This is a genomic window from Streptococcus sp. k-628 (assembly GCF_013277475.1).
Taxonomy (GTDB): Bacteria; Bacillota; Bacilli; order Lactobacillales; family Streptococcaceae; genus Streptococcus.
This window is the reverse complement of sequence record NZ_VMMZ01000102.1, coordinates 1-16,173: the sequence shown is the minus strand read 5'-3', so window position 1 is coordinate 16,173 and position 16,173 is coordinate 1. Positions and strand designations below refer to the sequence as shown.

At 41.3% G+C, this 16,173-nt stretch carries 18 protein-coding genes and 1 pseudogene; 18 read left to right on the top strand and 1 reads right to left on the bottom strand.

What is annotated here, in order from left to right:
- Window positions 1-70: 70 nt before the first annotated feature.
- On the bottom strand, window positions 71-1,726 hold the full coding sequence (gene pavA / locus HT730_RS09940; RefSeq protein WP_173307495.1) for an Rqc2 family fibronectin-binding protein PavA: 1,656 nt from the start codon (window positions 1,724-1,726) through the stop codon (window positions 71-73).
- A 104-nt stretch (window positions 1,727-1,830) separates the two neighbouring features.
- Here pavA and ybeY point away from each other — a divergent pair, with 104 nt between their 5' ends.
- The 18 genes and pseudogenes from ybeY to HT730_RS09850 all read left to right on the top strand — a co-directional run.
- On the top strand, window positions 1,831-2,328 hold the full coding sequence (gene ybeY / locus HT730_RS09935) for an rRNA maturation RNase YbeY (RefSeq protein WP_000275156.1): 498 nt from the start codon (window positions 1,831-1,833) through the stop codon (window positions 2,326-2,328).
- On the top strand, window positions 2,309-2,704 hold the full coding sequence (locus tag HT730_RS09930) for a diacylglycerol kinase (protein ID WP_173307494.1): 396 nt from the start codon (window positions 2,309-2,311) through the stop codon (window positions 2,702-2,704). Before ybeY ends, HT730_RS09930 begins: the two co-directional genes overlap by 20 nt.
- 16 nt (window positions 2,705-2,720) lie before the next feature.
- A complete protein-coding gene (gene era, locus HT730_RS09925) occupies window positions 2,721-3,620 on the top strand; it encodes a GTPase Era (protein ID WP_050208736.1) in 900 nt (299 codons plus the stop codon).
- Between the two features lie 48 nt (window positions 3,621-3,668).
- Entirely contained in the window at window positions 3,669-4,493 is an 825-nt protein-coding gene (gene mutM / locus HT730_RS09920) for a DNA-formamidopyrimidine glycosylase (protein ID WP_173307493.1), read from the top strand.
- On the top strand, window positions 4,493-5,098 hold the full coding sequence (coaE, locus tag HT730_RS09915; RefSeq protein WP_173307492.1) for a dephospho-CoA kinase: 606 nt from the start codon (window positions 4,493-4,495) through the stop codon (window positions 5,096-5,098). Before mutM ends, coaE begins: the two co-directional genes overlap by 1 nt.
- Window positions 5,085-6,284 (top strand): multidrug efflux MFS transporter, encoded by a 1,200-nt coding sequence (locus tag HT730_RS09910; RefSeq protein WP_173307491.1) that lies wholly within the window; start codon window positions 5,085-5,087, stop codon window positions 6,282-6,284. The genes coaE and HT730_RS09910 overlap by 14 nt, the downstream gene beginning before the upstream one ends.
- Window positions 6,284-6,433 carry a 50S ribosomal protein L33 gene (gene rpmG / locus HT730_RS09905; RefSeq protein WP_001809104.1) on the top strand — a complete coding sequence of 50 codons (150 nt, stop codon included), beginning with the start codon at window positions 6,284-6,286 and terminating at the stop codon, window positions 6,431-6,433. The genes HT730_RS09910 and rpmG overlap by 1 nt, the downstream gene beginning before the upstream one ends.
- Window positions 6,434-6,472: 39 nt before the next feature.
- A complete protein-coding gene (gene secG, locus HT730_RS09900) occupies window positions 6,473-6,706 on the top strand; it encodes a preprotein translocase subunit SecG (RefSeq protein WP_000282517.1) in 234 nt (77 codons plus the stop codon).
- A gap of 101 nt (window positions 6,707-6,807) precedes the next feature.
- Window positions 6,808-9,162 carry a ribonuclease R gene (gene rnr, locus HT730_RS09895; protein WP_173307490.1) on the top strand — a complete coding sequence of 785 codons (2,355 nt, stop codon included), beginning with the start codon at window positions 6,808-6,810 and terminating at the stop codon, window positions 9,160-9,162.
- Window positions 9,125-9,592 carry an SsrA-binding protein SmpB gene (gene smpB, locus HT730_RS09890; RefSeq protein ID WP_001051750.1) on the top strand — a complete coding sequence of 156 codons (468 nt, stop codon included), beginning with the start codon at window positions 9,125-9,127 and terminating at the stop codon, window positions 9,590-9,592. Before rnr ends, smpB begins: the two co-directional genes overlap by 38 nt.
- 15 nt (window positions 9,593-9,607) lie before the next feature.
- A complete protein-coding gene (gene tehB / locus HT730_RS09885; RefSeq protein ID WP_173307489.1) occupies window positions 9,608-10,468 on the top strand; it encodes an SAM-dependent methyltransferase TehB in 861 nt (286 codons plus the stop codon).
- Between the two features lie 118 nt (window positions 10,469-10,586).
- A complete protein-coding gene (locus HT730_RS09880; protein ID WP_172924585.1) occupies window positions 10,587-10,775 on the top strand; it encodes a type II toxin-antitoxin system HicA family toxin in 189 nt (62 codons plus the stop codon).
- Window positions 10,776-10,802: 27 nt separating this feature from the next.
- Complete coding sequence (locus HT730_RS09875) at window positions 10,803-11,180, top strand: type II toxin-antitoxin system HicB family antitoxin (RefSeq protein ID WP_050252888.1); 378 nt, start codon at window positions 10,803-10,805, stop codon at window positions 11,178-11,180.
- A 78-nt stretch (window positions 11,181-11,258) separates the two neighbouring features.
- Complete coding sequence (locus tag HT730_RS09870) at window positions 11,259-12,212, top strand: competence protein CoiA family protein (RefSeq protein WP_173307488.1); 954 nt, start codon at window positions 11,259-11,261, stop codon at window positions 12,210-12,212.
- A gap of 18 nt (window positions 12,213-12,230) precedes the next feature.
- Window positions 12,231-14,033, top strand: a complete 1,803-nt coding sequence (pepF, locus tag HT730_RS09865; RefSeq protein ID WP_173307487.1) for an oligoendopeptidase F — start codon at window positions 12,231-12,233, stop codon at window positions 14,031-14,033.
- Window position 14,034: 1 nt separating this feature from the next.
- The gene (locus HT730_RS09860) at window positions 14,035-14,748 is read left to right on the top strand and encodes an O-methyltransferase (protein ID WP_004259562.1); all 714 of its coding nucleotides are present in this window, start codon (window positions 14,035-14,037) and stop codon (window positions 14,746-14,748) included.
- A 66-nt stretch (window positions 14,749-14,814) separates the two neighbouring features.
- Window positions 14,815-15,753: a peptidylprolyl isomerase PrsA gene (gene prsA / locus HT730_RS09855; RefSeq protein ID WP_173307486.1), complete on the top strand. Its 939-nt coding sequence runs from the start codon at window positions 14,815-14,817 to the stop codon at window positions 15,751-15,753.
- A gap of 307 nt (window positions 15,754-16,060) precedes the next feature.
- Window positions 16,061-16,156: pseudogene (locus HT730_RS09850) on the top strand (IS630 family transposase); the annotation flags it as partial.
- Between the last annotated feature and the right edge of the window lie 17 nt (window positions 16,157-16,173).

Below are 16,173 nucleotides of genomic sequence, written 5' to 3'. Positions count from 1 at the left end.
AGCAACCTGCGGCTAGTTTGCTCTTTGATTTTCATTGAGTATAAGTTAAAAATCCTGATTTCAAGTAAAATCAGGATTTTTTCATGGATGCGATTTTTTCTGGATCTGGTGTGACACGGAGAGTCTTTTGTCCTGTGTAGGTGACAAAGCCTGGTTTTCCACCAGTTGGTTTGTTGAGTTTCTTGACTTCAATCATATCTACCTGAACCAGATTTGACAGGCGACCTTGAGAGAAGTAAGCGGCCAACTCTGCTGCGTCTGTCTTGACTTCATCAGATGGGTCAAGATTGCCTGAGATGACAACGTGGCTTCCAGGAATATCCTTGGCATGGAACCAAAGTTCCTCCTTGCGGGCTATTTTAAAGGTTAGCTCTTCATTTTGAAGGTTATTGCGTCCGACATAGATGATGGTTTTGCCATCGCTTGCTAGATATTGTTCTGGTTTTTTGCGTTTCTGGATTTTTTCTCGCTGTCTTCTACGAATAAAGCCTGTTTGAATCAATTCTTCACGGATTTCAGCGATTTCTTCCAGTCCAGCTTGGTTGAGGACGGTTTCTACACTTTCCAGATAGAGAATGGTTGCCTTGGTTTCCTCAATCAGATCAGTCAAGTATTTGACAGCTTCTTTGAGTTTCTGATACCGTTTAAAATAGCGTTGGGCATTCTGGTTGGGAGTCAGAGCCTTATCAAGTGCAATCGTGATAGGTTGGTTAGTGTAGTAGTTGTCTAGGATAACCTGGTCTTGGTCGTTAGGCACATGATGAAGGAAGGTTGTCAGCAATTCTCCTTTTTGACGAAATTCTTCAGCATTGTCTGTCGCCAGTAACTCTTTTTCTTGTTTTTTCAGTTTATGACGATTTTTTTGAAGTTCATTTTCAACACGACGAATGAGTTCACTGGCTTGCTGTTTGACGCGGTCGCGCTCAGCCTTATCCTTATAGTAGGTGTCCAACAAATCAGAAAGACTGGCAAAAGGCTCTCCCACCTGATTTGCAAAAGGAACTGGGCTGAAGGATGTCTCTGTCAAGCAGGGCTTGGTTTCTTGATTGAAAAAGTTTCGGAAAGTAGATAGTTTATCACTAATCAGTATCCTTTCCAATTCATTTGCCGTATCGCGTCCCAGACCTTGAAAGAGGCTTTGAAGGTTTTTAGCTGTCGTTTCCTGTGTTTGTAGGATTTCAAAGAGCTTTTCATCCTTGATAGTAAAAGGATTGAGAGATTCCGTACTTGGCGGAGCGATATAGGTTGACCCAGGAAGCAAGGTGCGGTAGCTATTTTGTGAAAATCCGACGTGTTTAATGACTTCGAGGATTTTGTGGCTACTTTTATCAACCAGTAGAATATTACTGTGTTTCCCCATAATTTCGATAATCAAGGTAGCCTGGATATGGTCTCCAATCTCGTTTTTATTGGAAACTGTCATTTCCACAATACGGTCATTTTCCACTTGCTCAATAGACTCAATCAGGGCACCCTGCAAATACTTTCTCAAAACCATGATAAAGGTAGAAGGCTGGGCTGGGTTTTCAAAAGTTGTTTGGGTCAGCTGAATGCGTCCAAAAACTGGATGGGCAGAAAGGAGCAGGCGATGGCTTTGGCGATTGCTGCGGATTTGCAAGACCAATTCTTGTTCAAAAGGTTGATTTATTTTCTGAATGCGACCATTCACTAACTCTCTTCGCAATTCCTCAACCATGTGGTGTAAAAAAAATCCGTCAAATGACATCGTTCTCTCCTTGTGATTGTATTCCATAGTATTATATCAAAAAGGTAGAATAAAATCATGGAAATGTGGTATAATAAAGCCAAGTAAAGAGAAACGAGAAGCACATGTATATTGAAATGGTAGATGAAACTGGTCAAGTTTCAAAAGAAATGTTGCAACAAACCCAAGAAATTTTGGAATTTGCAGCCCAAAAATTAGGCAAAGAAGACAAGGAGATGGCGGTTACCTTTGTGACCAATGAACGTAGTCATGAACTCAATCTGGAGTACCGTGACACCGACCGTCCGACAGATGTTATCAGCCTTGAATATAAGCCAGAGTTGGAAATTGCCTTTGACGAGGAAGATTTGCTTGAAAATCCAGAATTGGCAGAGATGATGTCTGAGTTTGATGCCTATATTGGGGAACTGTTCATCTCTATTGATAAGGCTCATGAGCAGGCCGAGGAATATGGCCATAGCTTTGAGCGTGAGATGGGCTTCTTGGCAGTACACGGCTTTTTACATATCAATGGATATGATCACTACACTCCGGAAGAAGAAGCGGAGATGTTCGGTTTACAAGAAGAAATTTTGACAGCCTATGGACTCACAAGACAATAAACGAAAATGGAAAAATCGTGACCTGATATCCAGTTTAGAATTTGCCGTCACAGGAATTTTTACTGCTATCAAGGAAGAACGCAATATGCGAAAACATACCGTGACGGCTCTAGTGGTCATCCTAGCAGGTTTTGTTTTTCAGGTGTCACGAATCGAATGGCTCTTTCTCCTATTGAGCATTTTCTTGGTGGTAGCTTTTGAGATTATCAATTCTGCTATCGAAAATGTGGTGGATTTGGCCAGTCACTATCACTTTTCCATGCTGGCTAAAAATGCCAAGGATATGGCGGCTGGCGCGGTATTAGTGGTCTCTCTTTTCGCAGCCTTAACAGGCGCATTGATTTTTCTCCCACGAATCTGGGATTTATTATTTTAAACAGTAAGAGGAAATTATGACATTTAAATCAGGCTTTGTAGCCATTTTAGGACGTCCCAATGTTGGGAAGTCAACTTTTTTAAATCATGTCATGGGGCAAAAGATTGCCATCATGAGTGACAAGGCGCAGACAACGCGCAACAAAATCATGGGAATTTACACGACTGATAAGGAACAAATCGTCTTTATCGACACACCAGGGATTCACAAGCCTAAAACAGCTCTCGGAGATTTCATGGTTGAGTCTGCCTATAGTACCCTTCGCGAAGTGGACACCGTTCTTTTCATGGTACCTGCTGATGAAGCGCGTGGTAAGGGAGACGACATGATTATCGAGCGTCTCAAAGCTGCCAAGGTTCCTGTGATTTTGGTGGTGAACAAGATTGATAAGGTTCATCCAGACCAGCTTTTATCTCAGATTGATGATTTCCGTAATCAGATGGACTTCAAGGAAATTGTTCCTATCTCAGCCCTTCAGGGAAATAATGTCTCACGTTTAGTTGATATTTTGAGTGAAAATCTGGACGAAGGTTTCCAGTATTTCCCAGCTGATCAAATCACAGACCATCCAGAACGTTTCTTGGTTTCAGAAATGGTTCGCGAGAAAGTCTTGCACCTAACTCGTGAAGAAATTCCGCATTCTGTTGCAGTAGTAGTGGATTCTATGAAACGAGATGAAGAGACAGACAAGGTTCACATCCGTGCAACAATTATGGTCGAGCGTGATAGTCAAAAAGGGATTATCATCGGTAAAGGTGGTGCTATGCTTAAAAAAATTGGTAGCATGGCCCGTCGTGATATAGAACTCATGCTAGGAGACAAGGTCTTCCTAGAAACATGGGTCAAGGTCAAGAAAAACTGGCGTGATAAAAAGCTAGATTTGGCTGACTTTGGCTATAATGAAAAAGAATACTAAGTAGAGGTGGGCTCATGCCTGCTTCTTGTTTTTACAGAAGGAGGACTTATGCCTGAATTACCTGAGGTTGAAACCGTTCGACGTGGCTTGGAAAAATTGATTTTGGGTAAGAAGATTTCGAGTATAGAAATTCGCTATCCCAAGATGATTAAGACGAATTTGGTCGAGTTTCAAAAGGAAGTGCCTGGTCAGATTATTGAGTCAATGGAACGTCGTGGTAAATATTTGCTTTTCTACCTGACAGACAAGGTCTTGATTTCCCATCTGCGGATGGAGGGCAAGTATTTTTATTATCCGTACCAGGTTCCTGAACGCAAGCATGCCCATGTTTTCTTTCAGTTTGAAGATGGTGGCACGCTTGTTTATGAGGATGTTCGCAAGTTTGGTACTATGGAACTCTTGGCGCCTGACCTTTTGGAAGCCTACTTTCTTTCTAAAAAACTAGGACCTGAACCAAGTGAACAAGACTTTGATGTGCAGGTCTTTCAAGTAGCTCTAGCTAAATCTAAAAAGCCTATCAAATCCCATCTTTTAGACCAGACTTTGGTAGCTGGACTTGGCAATATCTATGTGGATGAGGTTCTCTGGCGAGCTCAGGTTCATCCAGCTAGACCTTCTCAGACTTTGACAGCAGAAGAAGCGACTGCCATTCGTGACCAGACCATTGCTGTTTTGGGACAGGCTGTTGAAAAAGGTGGTTCCACCATTCGGACCTATACCAACGCTTTTGGTGAAGATGGAACTATGCAGGATTTTCATCAGGTCTATGACAAGGCTGGTCAAGAATGTGTACGCTGTGGCACCATCATTGAGAAAATCCAACTAGGTGGACGAGGAACTCACTTTTGTCCTCAGTGCCAAAGGAGGGACTGATGGAAAAAATCATTGGAATCACTGGGGGAATTGCCTCTGGTAAGTCAACTGTGACAAATTTTCTAAGAAAGCAAGGCTTTCAAGTAGTGGATGCTGACGCAGTCGTCCACCAACTACAGAAACCTGGTGGTCGTCTGTTTCAGGCTCTAGTCCAGCACTTTGGGCAAGAAATCATCCTTGAAAACGGAGAACTTAATCGCCCTCTCCTAGCTAGTCTTATCTTTTCAAATCCTGAAGAACGAGAATGGTCTAAGCAAATCCAAGGAAAGATTATCCGTGAGGAACTAGCTACGTTGAGAGACCAGTTGGCTCAGACAGAAGAGATTTTCTTCATGGATATTCCCCTACTTTTTGAGCAGGACTACGTCTCTTGGTTTGATGAGACCTGGTTGGTCTATGTGAACCGAGATGTCCAAGTAGAACGCTTAATGAAAAGGGACCACTTGTCCAAAGATGAAGCCGAGTCTCGTCTGGCAGCCCAGTGGCCTTTAGAGAAAAAGAAATATTTGGCCAGCCATGTTTTAAACAACAATGGAAATCAGGACCAGCTTCTTACTCAGGTGTTCTCCCTGCTTGAGGGAGGTAGTGAAGATGACAGAGATTAACTGGAAGGATAATCTGCGCATTGCCTGGTTTGGTAATTTTCTGACAGGAGCCAGTATTTCCTTAGTTGTGCCTTTTATGCCCATTTTTGTGGAAAATCTAGGTGTAGGGAGTGAGCAAGTTGCTTTTTATGCAGGTTTAGCTATTTCTGTCTCTGCCATTTCTGCGGCACTTTTCTCTCCTATCTGGGGCATCCTTGCTGACAAATACGGTCGAAAACCCATGATGATTCGAGCAGGCATGGCCATGACCATTACTATGGGGGGATTGGCTTTTGTACCAAATATCTATTGGTTAATCTTTCTTCGTTTATTAAACGGTATATTTGCAGGATTTGTTCCTAATGCCACAGCCTTGATAGCCAGTCAGGTTCCCAAGGAGAAATCAGGCTCTGCCTTAGGTACTTTGTCTACAGGCGTAGTTGCAGGTACTCTAACTGGTCCCTTTATTGGTGGCTTTATCGCAGAATTATTTGGAATTCGTACTGTTTTCTTACTGGTTGGTAGTTTTCTGTTCTTAGCTGCTGTTTTGACTATTTGCTTTATCAAGGAAGATTTTAAACCAGTAGCCAAGGAAAAGGCTATTCCAACAAAGGAATTATTTACCTCGGTCAAATATCCCTATCTTTTGGTCAATCTCTTTCTAACCAGTTTTGTCATTCAATTTTCAGCCCAATCAATTGGCCCTATTTTGGCTCTTTATGTACGTGACTTAGGCCAGACAGAGAATCTTCTTTTTGTATCTGGTTTGATTGTATCCAGTATGGGCTTTTCCAGTATGATGAGTGCAGGAGTCATGGGCAAGCTAGGTGATAAAGTGGGCAACCATCGCCTCTTGGTTGTAGCCCAGTTTTATTCAGTTATCATCTATCTCCTCTGTGCCAATGCCTCTAGCCCCTTTCAACTAGGACTCTATCGTTTCCTCTTTGGCTTGGGAACCGGTGCTTTGATTCCCGGAGTTAATGCCCTTCTCAGCAAGATGACGCCCAAAGCTGGTATTTCGAGGGTCTTTGCCTTCAATCAGGTATTCTTTTATCTGGGAGGTGTCGTTGGGCCTATGGCAGGTTCTGCAGTAGCAGGTCAATTTGGCTACCATGCAGTATTTTATGCGACAAGCCTTTGTGTTGCCTTTAGTTGTCTCTTTAACCTGCTTCAATTTCGAACATTATTAAAAGTAAAGGAAATCTAGTGCGAGTAAAAATTAATCTCAAATGCTCCTCTTGTGGCAGTATCAATTACCTAACCAGTAAAAATTCAAAAACCCATCCAGACAAGATTGAGGTTTTAAAGTATTGTCCCAAGGAAAGAAAAGTAACCCTACATCTTGAATCTAAGTAGATTTTATGGTAAAATAATAGGGATTTTAAGGAGTTTGATATGTATAACCTATTATTAACCATTTTATTAGTATTATCTGTTGTGATTGTGATTGCGATTTTCATGCAACCAACCAAAAACCAATCCAGCAATGTATTTGATGCCAGCTCAGGTGATTTGTTTGAACGCAGTAAAGCACGCGGTTTTGAAGCTGTAATGCAGCGTTTGACAGGGATTTTAGTCTTTTTCTGGCTAGCCATTGCCTTAGCATTGACGGTATTATCAAGTAGATAAGAAAATAATGGGCAGGACTAGGTCTTTGCCTCTTTTTGTTTTTAAAGGATGTGTAAGAAGGTTTTACAGTAAAAGAAAATTAAAAAATCTAGAAAGAAAATATGAAAGATAGAATAAAGGAATATTTGCAAGATAAGGGAAAGGTGACTGTCAATGACTTGGCTCAGGCTTTGGAAAAAGATGGTTCCAAGGATTTTCGTGAGTTGATTAAAACCTTGTCCCTAATGGAAAGAAAGCACCAGATTCGCTTTGAAGAAGATGGAACTTTGACTTTGGAAGTCAAGAAAAAACATGAGATTACCCTCAAGGGGATTTTTCATGCTCATAAAAATGGCTTTGGCTTTGTTAGTCTGGAAGGCGAGGAGGACGACCTTTTTGTAGGAAAAAACGATGTCAACTATGCTATTGATGGTGATACCGTTGAGGTCGTGATTAAGAAAGTCGCTGACCGAAATAAAGGAACAGCAGCCGAAGCCAAAATTATTGATATATTAGAACACAGCTTGACAACAGTTGTCGGCCAAATCGTTCTAGATCAGGAAAAACCTAAGTATGCTGGTTACATCCGTTCAAAAAATCAGAAAATCAACCAACCGATTTACGTTAAGAAACCAGCTCTAAAACTAGAGGGAACAGAAGTTCTTAAGGTTTTTATCGACAAATACCCAAGTAAGAAACACGATTTCTTTGTCGCGAGTGTACTAGATGTGGTTGGGCATTCAACGGATGTCGGAATTGATGTTCTTGAGGTTTTGGAATCTATGGACATTGTCTCAGAATTTCCAGAGGCTGTTGTTAAGGAAGCAGAAAGTGTGCCTGATGCTCCATCTCAAAAGGATATGGAGGGCCGTCTGGACTTGAGAGATGAGATAACTTTTACCATTGACGGTGCAGATGCTAAGGACTTGGACGATGCGGTGCATATCAAGGCATTGAAGAATGGCAATCTGGAACTCGGTGTTCACATCGCAGATGTTTCCTACTATGTGACCGAGGGTTCGGCTCTTGATAAGGAAGCCCTTAATCGCGCGACTTCTGTCTATGTGACAGACCGTGTGGTCCCAATGCTTCCAGAACGACTGTCAAATGGTATCTGCTCCCTCAATCCTCAAGTTGACCGTCTAACTCAGTCAGCCATCATGGAGATTGATAAACATGGTCGTGTGGTCAACTACACTATCACACAAACAGTTATCAAGACAAGCTATCGGATGACCTATAGTGATGTCAATGACATCTTAGCTGGCGATGAGGAAAAGAGACAAGAATATCAGAAAATTGTTCCAAGTATCGAACTCATGGCCAAACTTCATGAAACTTTAGAAAACATGCGTGTGAAACGTGGAGCCCTCAATTTTGATACCAATGAAGCCAAGATTTTAGTGGATAAGCAAGGTAAGCCTGTTGATATCGTTCTTCGTCAGCGTGGCATTGCAGAGCGCATGATTGAGTCCTTCATGTTGATGGCCAATGAAACAGTTGCTGAGCATTTTAGCAAGCTGGACCTACCTTTTATCTATCGAATTCACGAGGAGCCTAAGGCTGAAAAGGTTCAGAAGTTTATTGACTATGCTTCGAGTTTTGGCTTGCGCATTTATGGAACTGCCAGTGAGATTAGCCAGGAGGCACTTCAAGACATCATGCGTGCTGTTGAGGGAGAACCTTATGCAGATGTATTGTCCATGATGCTTCTTCGCTCTATGCAGCAGGCTCGCTATTCAGAGCACAATCACGGCCACTATGGATTAGCGGCTGACTATTACACTCACTTTACTAGTCCGATTCGTCGTTATCCAGACCTTCTTGTTCACCGTATGATTCGTGATTACGGCCGTTCTAAAGAAATAGCAGAGCATTTTGAGCAAGTGATTCCAGAGATTGCGACCCAGTCTTCCAACCGTGAACGTCGTGCCATTGAGGCTGAACGTGAAGTCGAAGCCATGAAAAAGGCTGAGTACATGGAAGAATACGTGGGCGAAGAGTACGATGCGGTTGTGTCTAGCATCGTTAAATTCGGTCTCTTTGTTGAATTGCCGAATACAGTTGAGGGCTTGATTCACATCACTAATCTACCTGAATTTTATCATTTCAATGAACGTGATTTGACTCTTCGTGGGGAAAAATCGGGGACAACCTTCCGTGTAGGACAGCAGATTCGTATCCGAGTTGAAAGAGCTGACAAGATGACGGGTGAAATTGACTTCTCTTACATCCCAAGTGAGTTTGATGTGATTGAAAAAGGCTTGAAACAGTCTAGTCGAAATGACAGAGGACGTGGTTCAAGTCGTCGTTCAGATAAGAAAGAAGACAAGAGAAAATCAGGACGCTCAAATGATAAGCGCAAGCATTCACAAAAAGACAAGAAGAAAAAAGGAAAGAAACCTTTTTATAAGGAAGTAGCTAAGAAAGGAGCCAAACATGGCAAAGGGCGAGGGAAAGGTCGTCGCACAAAATAAAAAGGCGCGTCATGACTATACAATCGTAGATACGCTAGAGGCAGGGATGGTCCTGACTGGGACTGAAATCAAGAGTGTGCGAGCTGCTCGAATCAATCTCAAGGACGGCTTTGCTCAAGTGAAAAATGGAGAAGTTTGGTTGAGCAATGTTCATATCGCTCCTTACGAAGAGGGCAATATCTGGAACCAGGAACCAGAACGCCGTCGAAAACTCTTACTCCATAAAAAGCAAATCCAAAAGTTGGAACAAGAGACCAAAGGGACAGGAATGACGCTGGTTCCTCTTAAAGTCTATATCAAAGATGGTTATGCCAAGCTCCTTTTAGGTTTAGCTAAAGGGAAGCATGACTATGATAAGCGGGAGTCAATCAAACGTCGTGAGCAAAACCGCGACATTGCGCGCGTGATGAAAGCTGTTAATCAGCGATAAAAAGAGGAAATGAAAATGGAAAAATTAGTTGCCTATAAACGTATGCCCTTGTGGACTAAAGAAACCATGCCAGAGGCTGTTCAGCAGAAACACAATACCAAGGTTGGGACTTGGGGCAAGATTACTGTTTTAAAAGGAACTCTCAAGTTTATTGAATTGACAGAAGATGGTGAGGTTTTAGCTGAGCATCTCTTTGAAGCGGGGGCTGACAATCCAATGGCACAACCACAAGCCTGGCACCGAGTGGAGGCTGTAACAGACGATGTAGAATGGTATTTGGAATTTTATTGTAAACCTGCGGATTATTTCCCTAAGAAATACAATACCAATCCTGTTCATTCAGAGGTCCTAGAGGCTATGCAGACAGTAAAACCAGGGAAGGCCTTGGATTTGGGATGTGGTCAGGGGCGTAATTCCCTCTTTCTAGCCCAGCAAGGTTTTGATGTGACAGCTGTGGATCAAAATGAACTGTCCCTTGAAATCTTGCAAAGCATTGTGGAGCAGGAAGATTTGGACATGCCTGTTGGTCTTTACGATATCAATTCAGCCAGCATTGAGCAAGCGTATGATTTCATCGTATCGACAGTTGTTTTGATGTTTTTGCAAGCAGACCGCATTCCTGCAATTATCAAAAATATGCAGGAGCATACCACGGTCGGTGGCTATAATCTTATTGTTTGTGCCATGGACACGGAGGATTACCCTTGCTCGGTTAACTTCCCATTCACTTTTAAAGAAGGGGAACTGGCAGATTATTACAAGGACTGGGAATTGGTTAAGTACAATGAAAATCCAGGTCATTTGCACCGTCGCGATGAGAATGGCAATCGTATTCAACTACGCTTTGCGACCATGCTAGCTAAAAAAATCAAATAAACATGAATGAAGATTAGGAAATTTCCTGATCTTTTTTCTTTTTTACGAATAGATAAGATAGAAGCATTGACAAAAATACGCATTATAAGTATAATTTTAGCTAGAAAGGTGACCATACATGCCAATCACAGGTAAGGAAATGGTAAAATTAGCTCTTGCAAATGGATGGATTGAAGTTCGTAAGAGAGGAAGTCATCATCATTTTAAGAAAGAAGGGGTCTCCTATCTTGTCACTATTCCAGTTCACGGTAATGATGATCTAGGAAAAGGTTTAGAGAGAAAAATATTAAAAGATTTAGGATTGTAGTTGATTTGGAAATTGTGGAGGTGTATTATGCTAAAATCTTATCCTGCTATTTTTCATAAAGAAGGTACTGGATACTGGATTGAATTTCCGGAGTTTGGAGGCGGGACTGAAGGAGCAACGATTGAACTTGCAATGAAAAATGCTCGGGAAATGCTTGAGAGTGTTTTAGCTTCTTATATTGATGAAGGACTGGCTCTGCCTACTCCTAGTGACATTGCTGAGTTGAAAGCACCCGATGGATTTGTGACTTTGATTCAAGTCAATCCCTTGCCTTTCGTAAAGAATAATAAGGCGATTCGAAAAAATGTTACAGTTCCAGAGTGGCTAGTCAGACTTGCAGATCGTGAGAAAGTGAACTATTCTGAAGTGTTGACACAAGCTCTTGAAAGTCGCTTGCAACTCTAAAATTATAGAGTGATGAAGATTAGGAAATTTCCTGATCTTTTTTCTTTTTTTCGAATAATATAGAAAAGGAGGGAAATTATGTTTGTTGCGAGAGATGCTAGAGGAGAATTGGTAAATGTGTTAGAGGATAAGCTTGAGAAGCAAGCATACACCTGCCCAGCTTGTGGAGGTCAGCTCCGTTTGCGGCAAGGACCAAGTGTCCGGACCCATTTTGCCCACAAAACCTTAAAAGACTGTGATTTTTCCTCTGAAAATGAAAGTCTAGAACACTTGGCAAATAAGAAAATCCTTTATCACTGGTTGAAAAAAGAGGCAGAGGTGCAATTAGAATACCCGCTTCCAGAGCTTAAACAGATTGCGGATGTATTTGTAAATGGCAATCTAGCCCTAGAAGTTCAGTGTAGTCCCTTACCACAAAAACTTCTTAAAGAGCGTAGCGAGGGCTATCGTAGTCAGGGTTATCAAGTACTGTGGTTGCTGGGGGAAAAACTTTGGCTCAAGGAGCGTTTGACTCGTCTGCAAGAAGGTTTTCTCTATTTCAGTCAAAACATGGGATTTTATGTTTGGGAATTGGACAAGGAAAAACAGCTTTTAAGGATCAAATACCTGATTTATCAGGATCTACGCGGTAAACTCCATTATCAAATCAAGGAATTTTCCTATGGTCAAGGTAGTTTATTGGAAATATTGCGTCTTCCCTATAAGAAACAAAAAATATCTCATTTTACAGTTTCTCAAGATAAGGACATCTGTCGCTATATCCGGCAACAACTCTATTATCAAAATCCTTTTTGGATGAAAGAACAAGCGGAAGCCTATACAAAGGGAGAAAATCTCCTAACTTATGGGCTAAAAGAATGGTATCCACAAATTCGACCACTAGTAGGTAATTTTTGCCAAATTGAGCAAGATTTGACTAGCTATTATCAGTATTTTCAAATCTATTACCAAGAAAATCCTCAAAATGATTGGCAAAAGCTCTATCCACCAGCCTTTTATCAGCAATATTTCTTGAAAAATATGGTAGAATAGAAAGGATGGAGGAATCTAATGGTATTACAAAGACATGAAATAAATGAAAAAGATACATGGGATCTATCAACGATCTACCCAACTGACCAGGCTTGGGAAGAAGCCTTAAAAGATTTAACAGAACAATTGGAGACAGTAACCCAGTATGAAGGCCATCTCTTGAATAGTGCGGATAGCCTACTCGAAATTACTGAATTTTCTCTTGAAATGGAACGCCAAATGGAGAAGCTTTACGTTTATGCTCATATGAAAAATGACCAGGACACGCGTGAAGCCAAGTACCAAGAGTACTATGCCAAGGCCATGACACTCTACAGCCAGCTAGACCAAGCCTTTTCATTCTATGAGCCTGAATTTATGGAAATTAGTGAAAAGCAGTATGCTGACTTTTTAGAAGCTCAACCAAAATTGCAGGTTTATCAACACTATTTTGACAAGCTTTTGCAAGGCAAGGGTCACGTTCTTTCACAACGCGAGGAAGAATTATTGGCTGGCGCTGGAGAAATCTTTGGTTCGGCAAGTGAAACCTTCGCTATCTTGGACAATGCGGATATTGTGTTCCCTTATGTTCTTGACGATGATGGTAAGGAAGTGCAGCTCTCTCATGGGACTTACACACGTTTGATGGAGTCTAAAAACCGTGAGGTTCGTCGTGGTGCTTATCAAGCACTTTATGCGACTTATGAGCAATTCCAACACACCTATGCCAAAACCTTGCAAACCAATGTTAAGGTCCAAAACTATCGTGCCAAAGTTCGCAACTACAAGAGTGCTCGTCATGCAGCCCTAGCAGCCAATTTTGTTCCAGAGAGTGTTTATGACAATTTGGTAGCAGCAGTTCGCAAGCATTTACCACTCTTGCATCGATACCTTGAGCTTCGTTCAAAGATTTTGGGGATTTCAGACCTCAAGATGTACGATGTCTACACACCACTTTCTTCTGTTGAATATAGTTTTACCTACCAAGAAGCCTTGAAAAAGGCAGAAGATGCTTTGTCAGTCTTGGGTGAGGATTACTTGAGCCGTGTTAAACGTGCTTTCAGTGAGCGTTGGATTGATGTTTATGAAAATCAAGGCAAGCGTTCAGGTGCCTATTCTGGTGGTTCTTACGATACCAATGCCTTTATGCTTCTCAACTGGCAGGACAATCTGGACAATCTCTTTACTCTTGTTCATGAAACAGGTCACAGTATGCATTCAAGCTATACTCGTGAAACGCAACCTTATGTTTACGGAGATTATTCGATCTTCTTGGCTGAGATTGCCTCAACGACCAATGAAAATATCTTGACGGAGAAATTATTGGAAGAAGTGGAAGACGACGCAACGCGCTTTGCGATTCTCAATAACTTCCTAGATGGTTTCCGTGGAACAGTTTTCCGCCAAACTCAATTTGCTGAGTTTGAACACGCGATTCACCAAGCGGATCAAAATGGTGAAGTCTTGACAAGCGATTTCTTAAATAAACTCTACGCTGACTTGAACCAAGAGTATTATGGTTTGAGTAAGGAAGACAATCCTGAAATCCAATACGAGTGGGCTCGCATTCCACACTTTTACTATAACTACTATGTATACCAATATTCGACAGGCTTTGCAGCAGCCTCAGCCCTGGCTGAAAAGATTGTCCATGGTAGTCAAGAAGACCGTGACCGCTATATTGATTACCTCAAGGCAGGTAAGTCTGACTATCCACTTAATGTCATGAGAAAAGCTGGTGTTGATATGGAGAAGGAAGACTATCTCAACGATGCCTTTGCAGTCTTTGAACGTCGTTTAAATGAGTTTGAAGCACTTGTTGAAAAATTGGGATTGGCATAAGATGGTTGAATCGTATAGTAAAAATGCCAACCATAACATGCGTCGCCCTGTTGTTAAGGAAGAAATTGTGGACTTGATGCGCCAGCGTCAAAAGCAAGTCACAGGTTCTTTGAAAGAATTAGAAGACTTTGCTCGCAAGGAAAATATTCCCATTATTCCCCATGAAACGGTTGCTTATTTCCGTTTTCTCATGGAAACCATGCAACCTAAAAACATTCTGGAAATTGGGACGGCCATCGGGTTTTCAGCCCTCTTGATGGCAGAACATGCGCCAAATGCCAAGATTACAACCATTGATCGCAATCCAGAAATGATTGGTTTTGCCAAGGAAAATTTTGCCCAGTTTGACAGTCGCAAGCAAATCACTCTCCTAGAGGGAGATGCGGTGGATGTCTTATCTACACTGACAGAGTCTTATGATTTCGTCTTTATGGATTCTGCCAAGTCTAAATACATCGTCTTTCTGCCAGAAATCCTCAAACATTTGGAAGTTGGAGGTGTGGTTGTCTTGGATGATATTTTCCAAGGCGGTGATGTTGCCAAGGACATTATGGAAGTCCGTCGAGGTCAGCGAACCATCTATCGAGGCCTTCAAAGACTATTTGATGCAACCTTAGACAATCCAGGACTCACCGCAACATTAGTACCTCTGGGGGACGGCATTCTCATGCTTCGTAAGAATGTAGCAGATGTTCAATTGCCTGACAGCGAATGATTTTCAGAAAAATTTAAGAAAATATAGTAAAATAGATAGAATAACACTTATCTCAAAGGAGTAGACATGAAGAAAAAACTATTGGCAGGTGCCATTACACTATTATCAGTAGCAACTTTAGCAGCTTGTTCGAAAGGTTCAGAAGGGGCAGACCTTATCAGCATGAAAGGGGATGTCATCACAGAACATCAATTTTATGAGCAAGTGAAAAGCAACCCTTCAGCCCAACAAGTCTTGTTAAATATGACCATCCAAAAAGTTTTTGAAAAACAATATGGCTCAGAGCTTGATGATAAAGAGGTTGATGATACTATTGCCGAAGAAGAAAAACAATATGGCGAAAACTACCAACGTGTCTTGTCACAAGCAGGTATGACGATTGAAACACGTAAAGCTCAAATTCGTACAAGTAAATTAGTTGAGTTGGCAGTTAAGAAGGCAGCAGAAGCTGAATTGACAGATGAGGCTTACAAGAAGGCCTTTGACGAATATACTCCAGATGTAACGGCTCAAATCATCCGTCTTGATAATGAAGATAAGGCCAAAGAAGTTCTCGAAAAAGCCAAGGCAGAAGGTGCTGACTTTGCCCAATTAGCCAAAGATAACTCAACTGATGAGAAAACTAAAGCAAATGGTGGAGAAATCACCTTTGATTCTGCTTCAACAGAAGTACCTGAGCAAGTCAAGAAAGCCGCTTTCGCTTTAGATGTAAATGGCATTTCTGATGTGATTACAGCAACTGGCACACAAGCCTACAGTAGCCAATATTACATTGTAAAACTCATTAAGAAAACAGAAAAATCATCTAACATCGATGACTACAAAGAAAAATTAAAAACTGTTATCTTGACTCAAAAACAAAATGATTCAACATTTGTTCAAAGCATTATCGGAAAAGAATTGCAAGCAGCCAATATCAAGGTTAAGGACCAAGCCTTCCAAAATATCTTTACCCAATATATCGGTGGTGGAGATTCAAGCTCAAGCAGTTCATCAAAAGAATAGTCCAAATCAATGAGTCAGGGAAAAAACTCTACTTCAGGAAAAAATGAAGTAAATCTTCCCACAATAAAACGCATAGTACAAGGTTTTCAATACCTGATATTATGCGTTTTTTGGTTTTAAAGACTTTTTGACTAGCCTCATTTTTTTAACTTAATACTCAGTGAAAAGCAAAGATTAAACTAGGAAGCTAGCTGTAGGCTTCTCATAGAACAGCTTTGAGGTTGCAGATAAGACTTATGAGGTCACCAACATATATAATGTGAAGCTGACGTGGTTTGAATAGATTTTAGAAGAGTATGAGTTGGAAGTTTTAATGGATAATGCAAGATTCCATAGAATGGGTAAGCTAGAGTTCTTATGTGAAGAGTTTGGGCATAAACTTTTACCTCTTCCTCCCTACTCATCTTATACTCAATGAAA

Coding starts and splice junctions, on each gene's coding strand:
- pavA (WP_173307495.1), bottom strand. CDS start 1,726: ATGTCATTTGACGGATTTTTTTTACACCACATGGTTGAGGAATTGCGA.
- ybeY (WP_000275156.1), top strand. CDS start 1,831: ATGTATATTGAAATGGTAGATGAAACTGGTCAAGTTTCAAAAGAAATG.
- HT730_RS09930 (WP_173307494.1), top strand. CDS start 2,309: ATGGACTCACAAGACAATAAACGAAAATGGAAAAATCGTGACCTGATA.
- era (WP_050208736.1), top strand. CDS start 2,721: ATGACATTTAAATCAGGCTTTGTAGCCATTTTAGGACGTCCCAATGTT.
- mutM (WP_173307493.1), top strand. CDS start 3,669: ATGCCTGAATTACCTGAGGTTGAAACCGTTCGACGTGGCTTGGAAAAA.
- coaE (WP_173307492.1), top strand. CDS start 4,493: ATGGAAAAAATCATTGGAATCACTGGGGGAATTGCCTCTGGTAAGTCA.
- HT730_RS09910 (WP_173307491.1), top strand. CDS start 5,085: ATGACAGAGATTAACTGGAAGGATAATCTGCGCATTGCCTGGTTTGGT.
- secG (WP_000282517.1), top strand. CDS start 6,473: ATGTATAACCTATTATTAACCATTTTATTAGTATTATCTGTTGTGATT.
- rnr (WP_173307490.1), top strand. CDS start 6,808: ATGAAAGATAGAATAAAGGAATATTTGCAAGATAAGGGAAAGGTGACT.
- smpB (WP_001051750.1), top strand. CDS start 9,125: ATGGCAAAGGGCGAGGGAAAGGTCGTCGCACAAAATAAAAAGGCGCGT.
- tehB (WP_173307489.1), top strand. CDS start 9,608: ATGGAAAAATTAGTTGCCTATAAACGTATGCCCTTGTGGACTAAAGAA.
- HT730_RS09880 (WP_172924585.1), top strand. CDS start 10,587: ATGCCAATCACAGGTAAGGAAATGGTAAAATTAGCTCTTGCAAATGGA.
- HT730_RS09875 (WP_050252888.1), top strand. CDS start 10,803: ATGCTAAAATCTTATCCTGCTATTTTTCATAAAGAAGGTACTGGATAC.
- HT730_RS09870 (WP_173307488.1), top strand. CDS start 11,259: ATGTTTGTTGCGAGAGATGCTAGAGGAGAATTGGTAAATGTGTTAGAG.
- pepF (WP_173307487.1), top strand. CDS start 12,231: ATGGTATTACAAAGACATGAAATAAATGAAAAAGATACATGGGATCTA.
- HT730_RS09860 (WP_004259562.1), top strand. CDS start 14,035: ATGGTTGAATCGTATAGTAAAAATGCCAACCATAACATGCGTCGCCCT.
- prsA (WP_173307486.1), top strand. CDS start 14,815: ATGAAGAAAAAACTATTGGCAGGTGCCATTACACTATTATCAGTAGCA.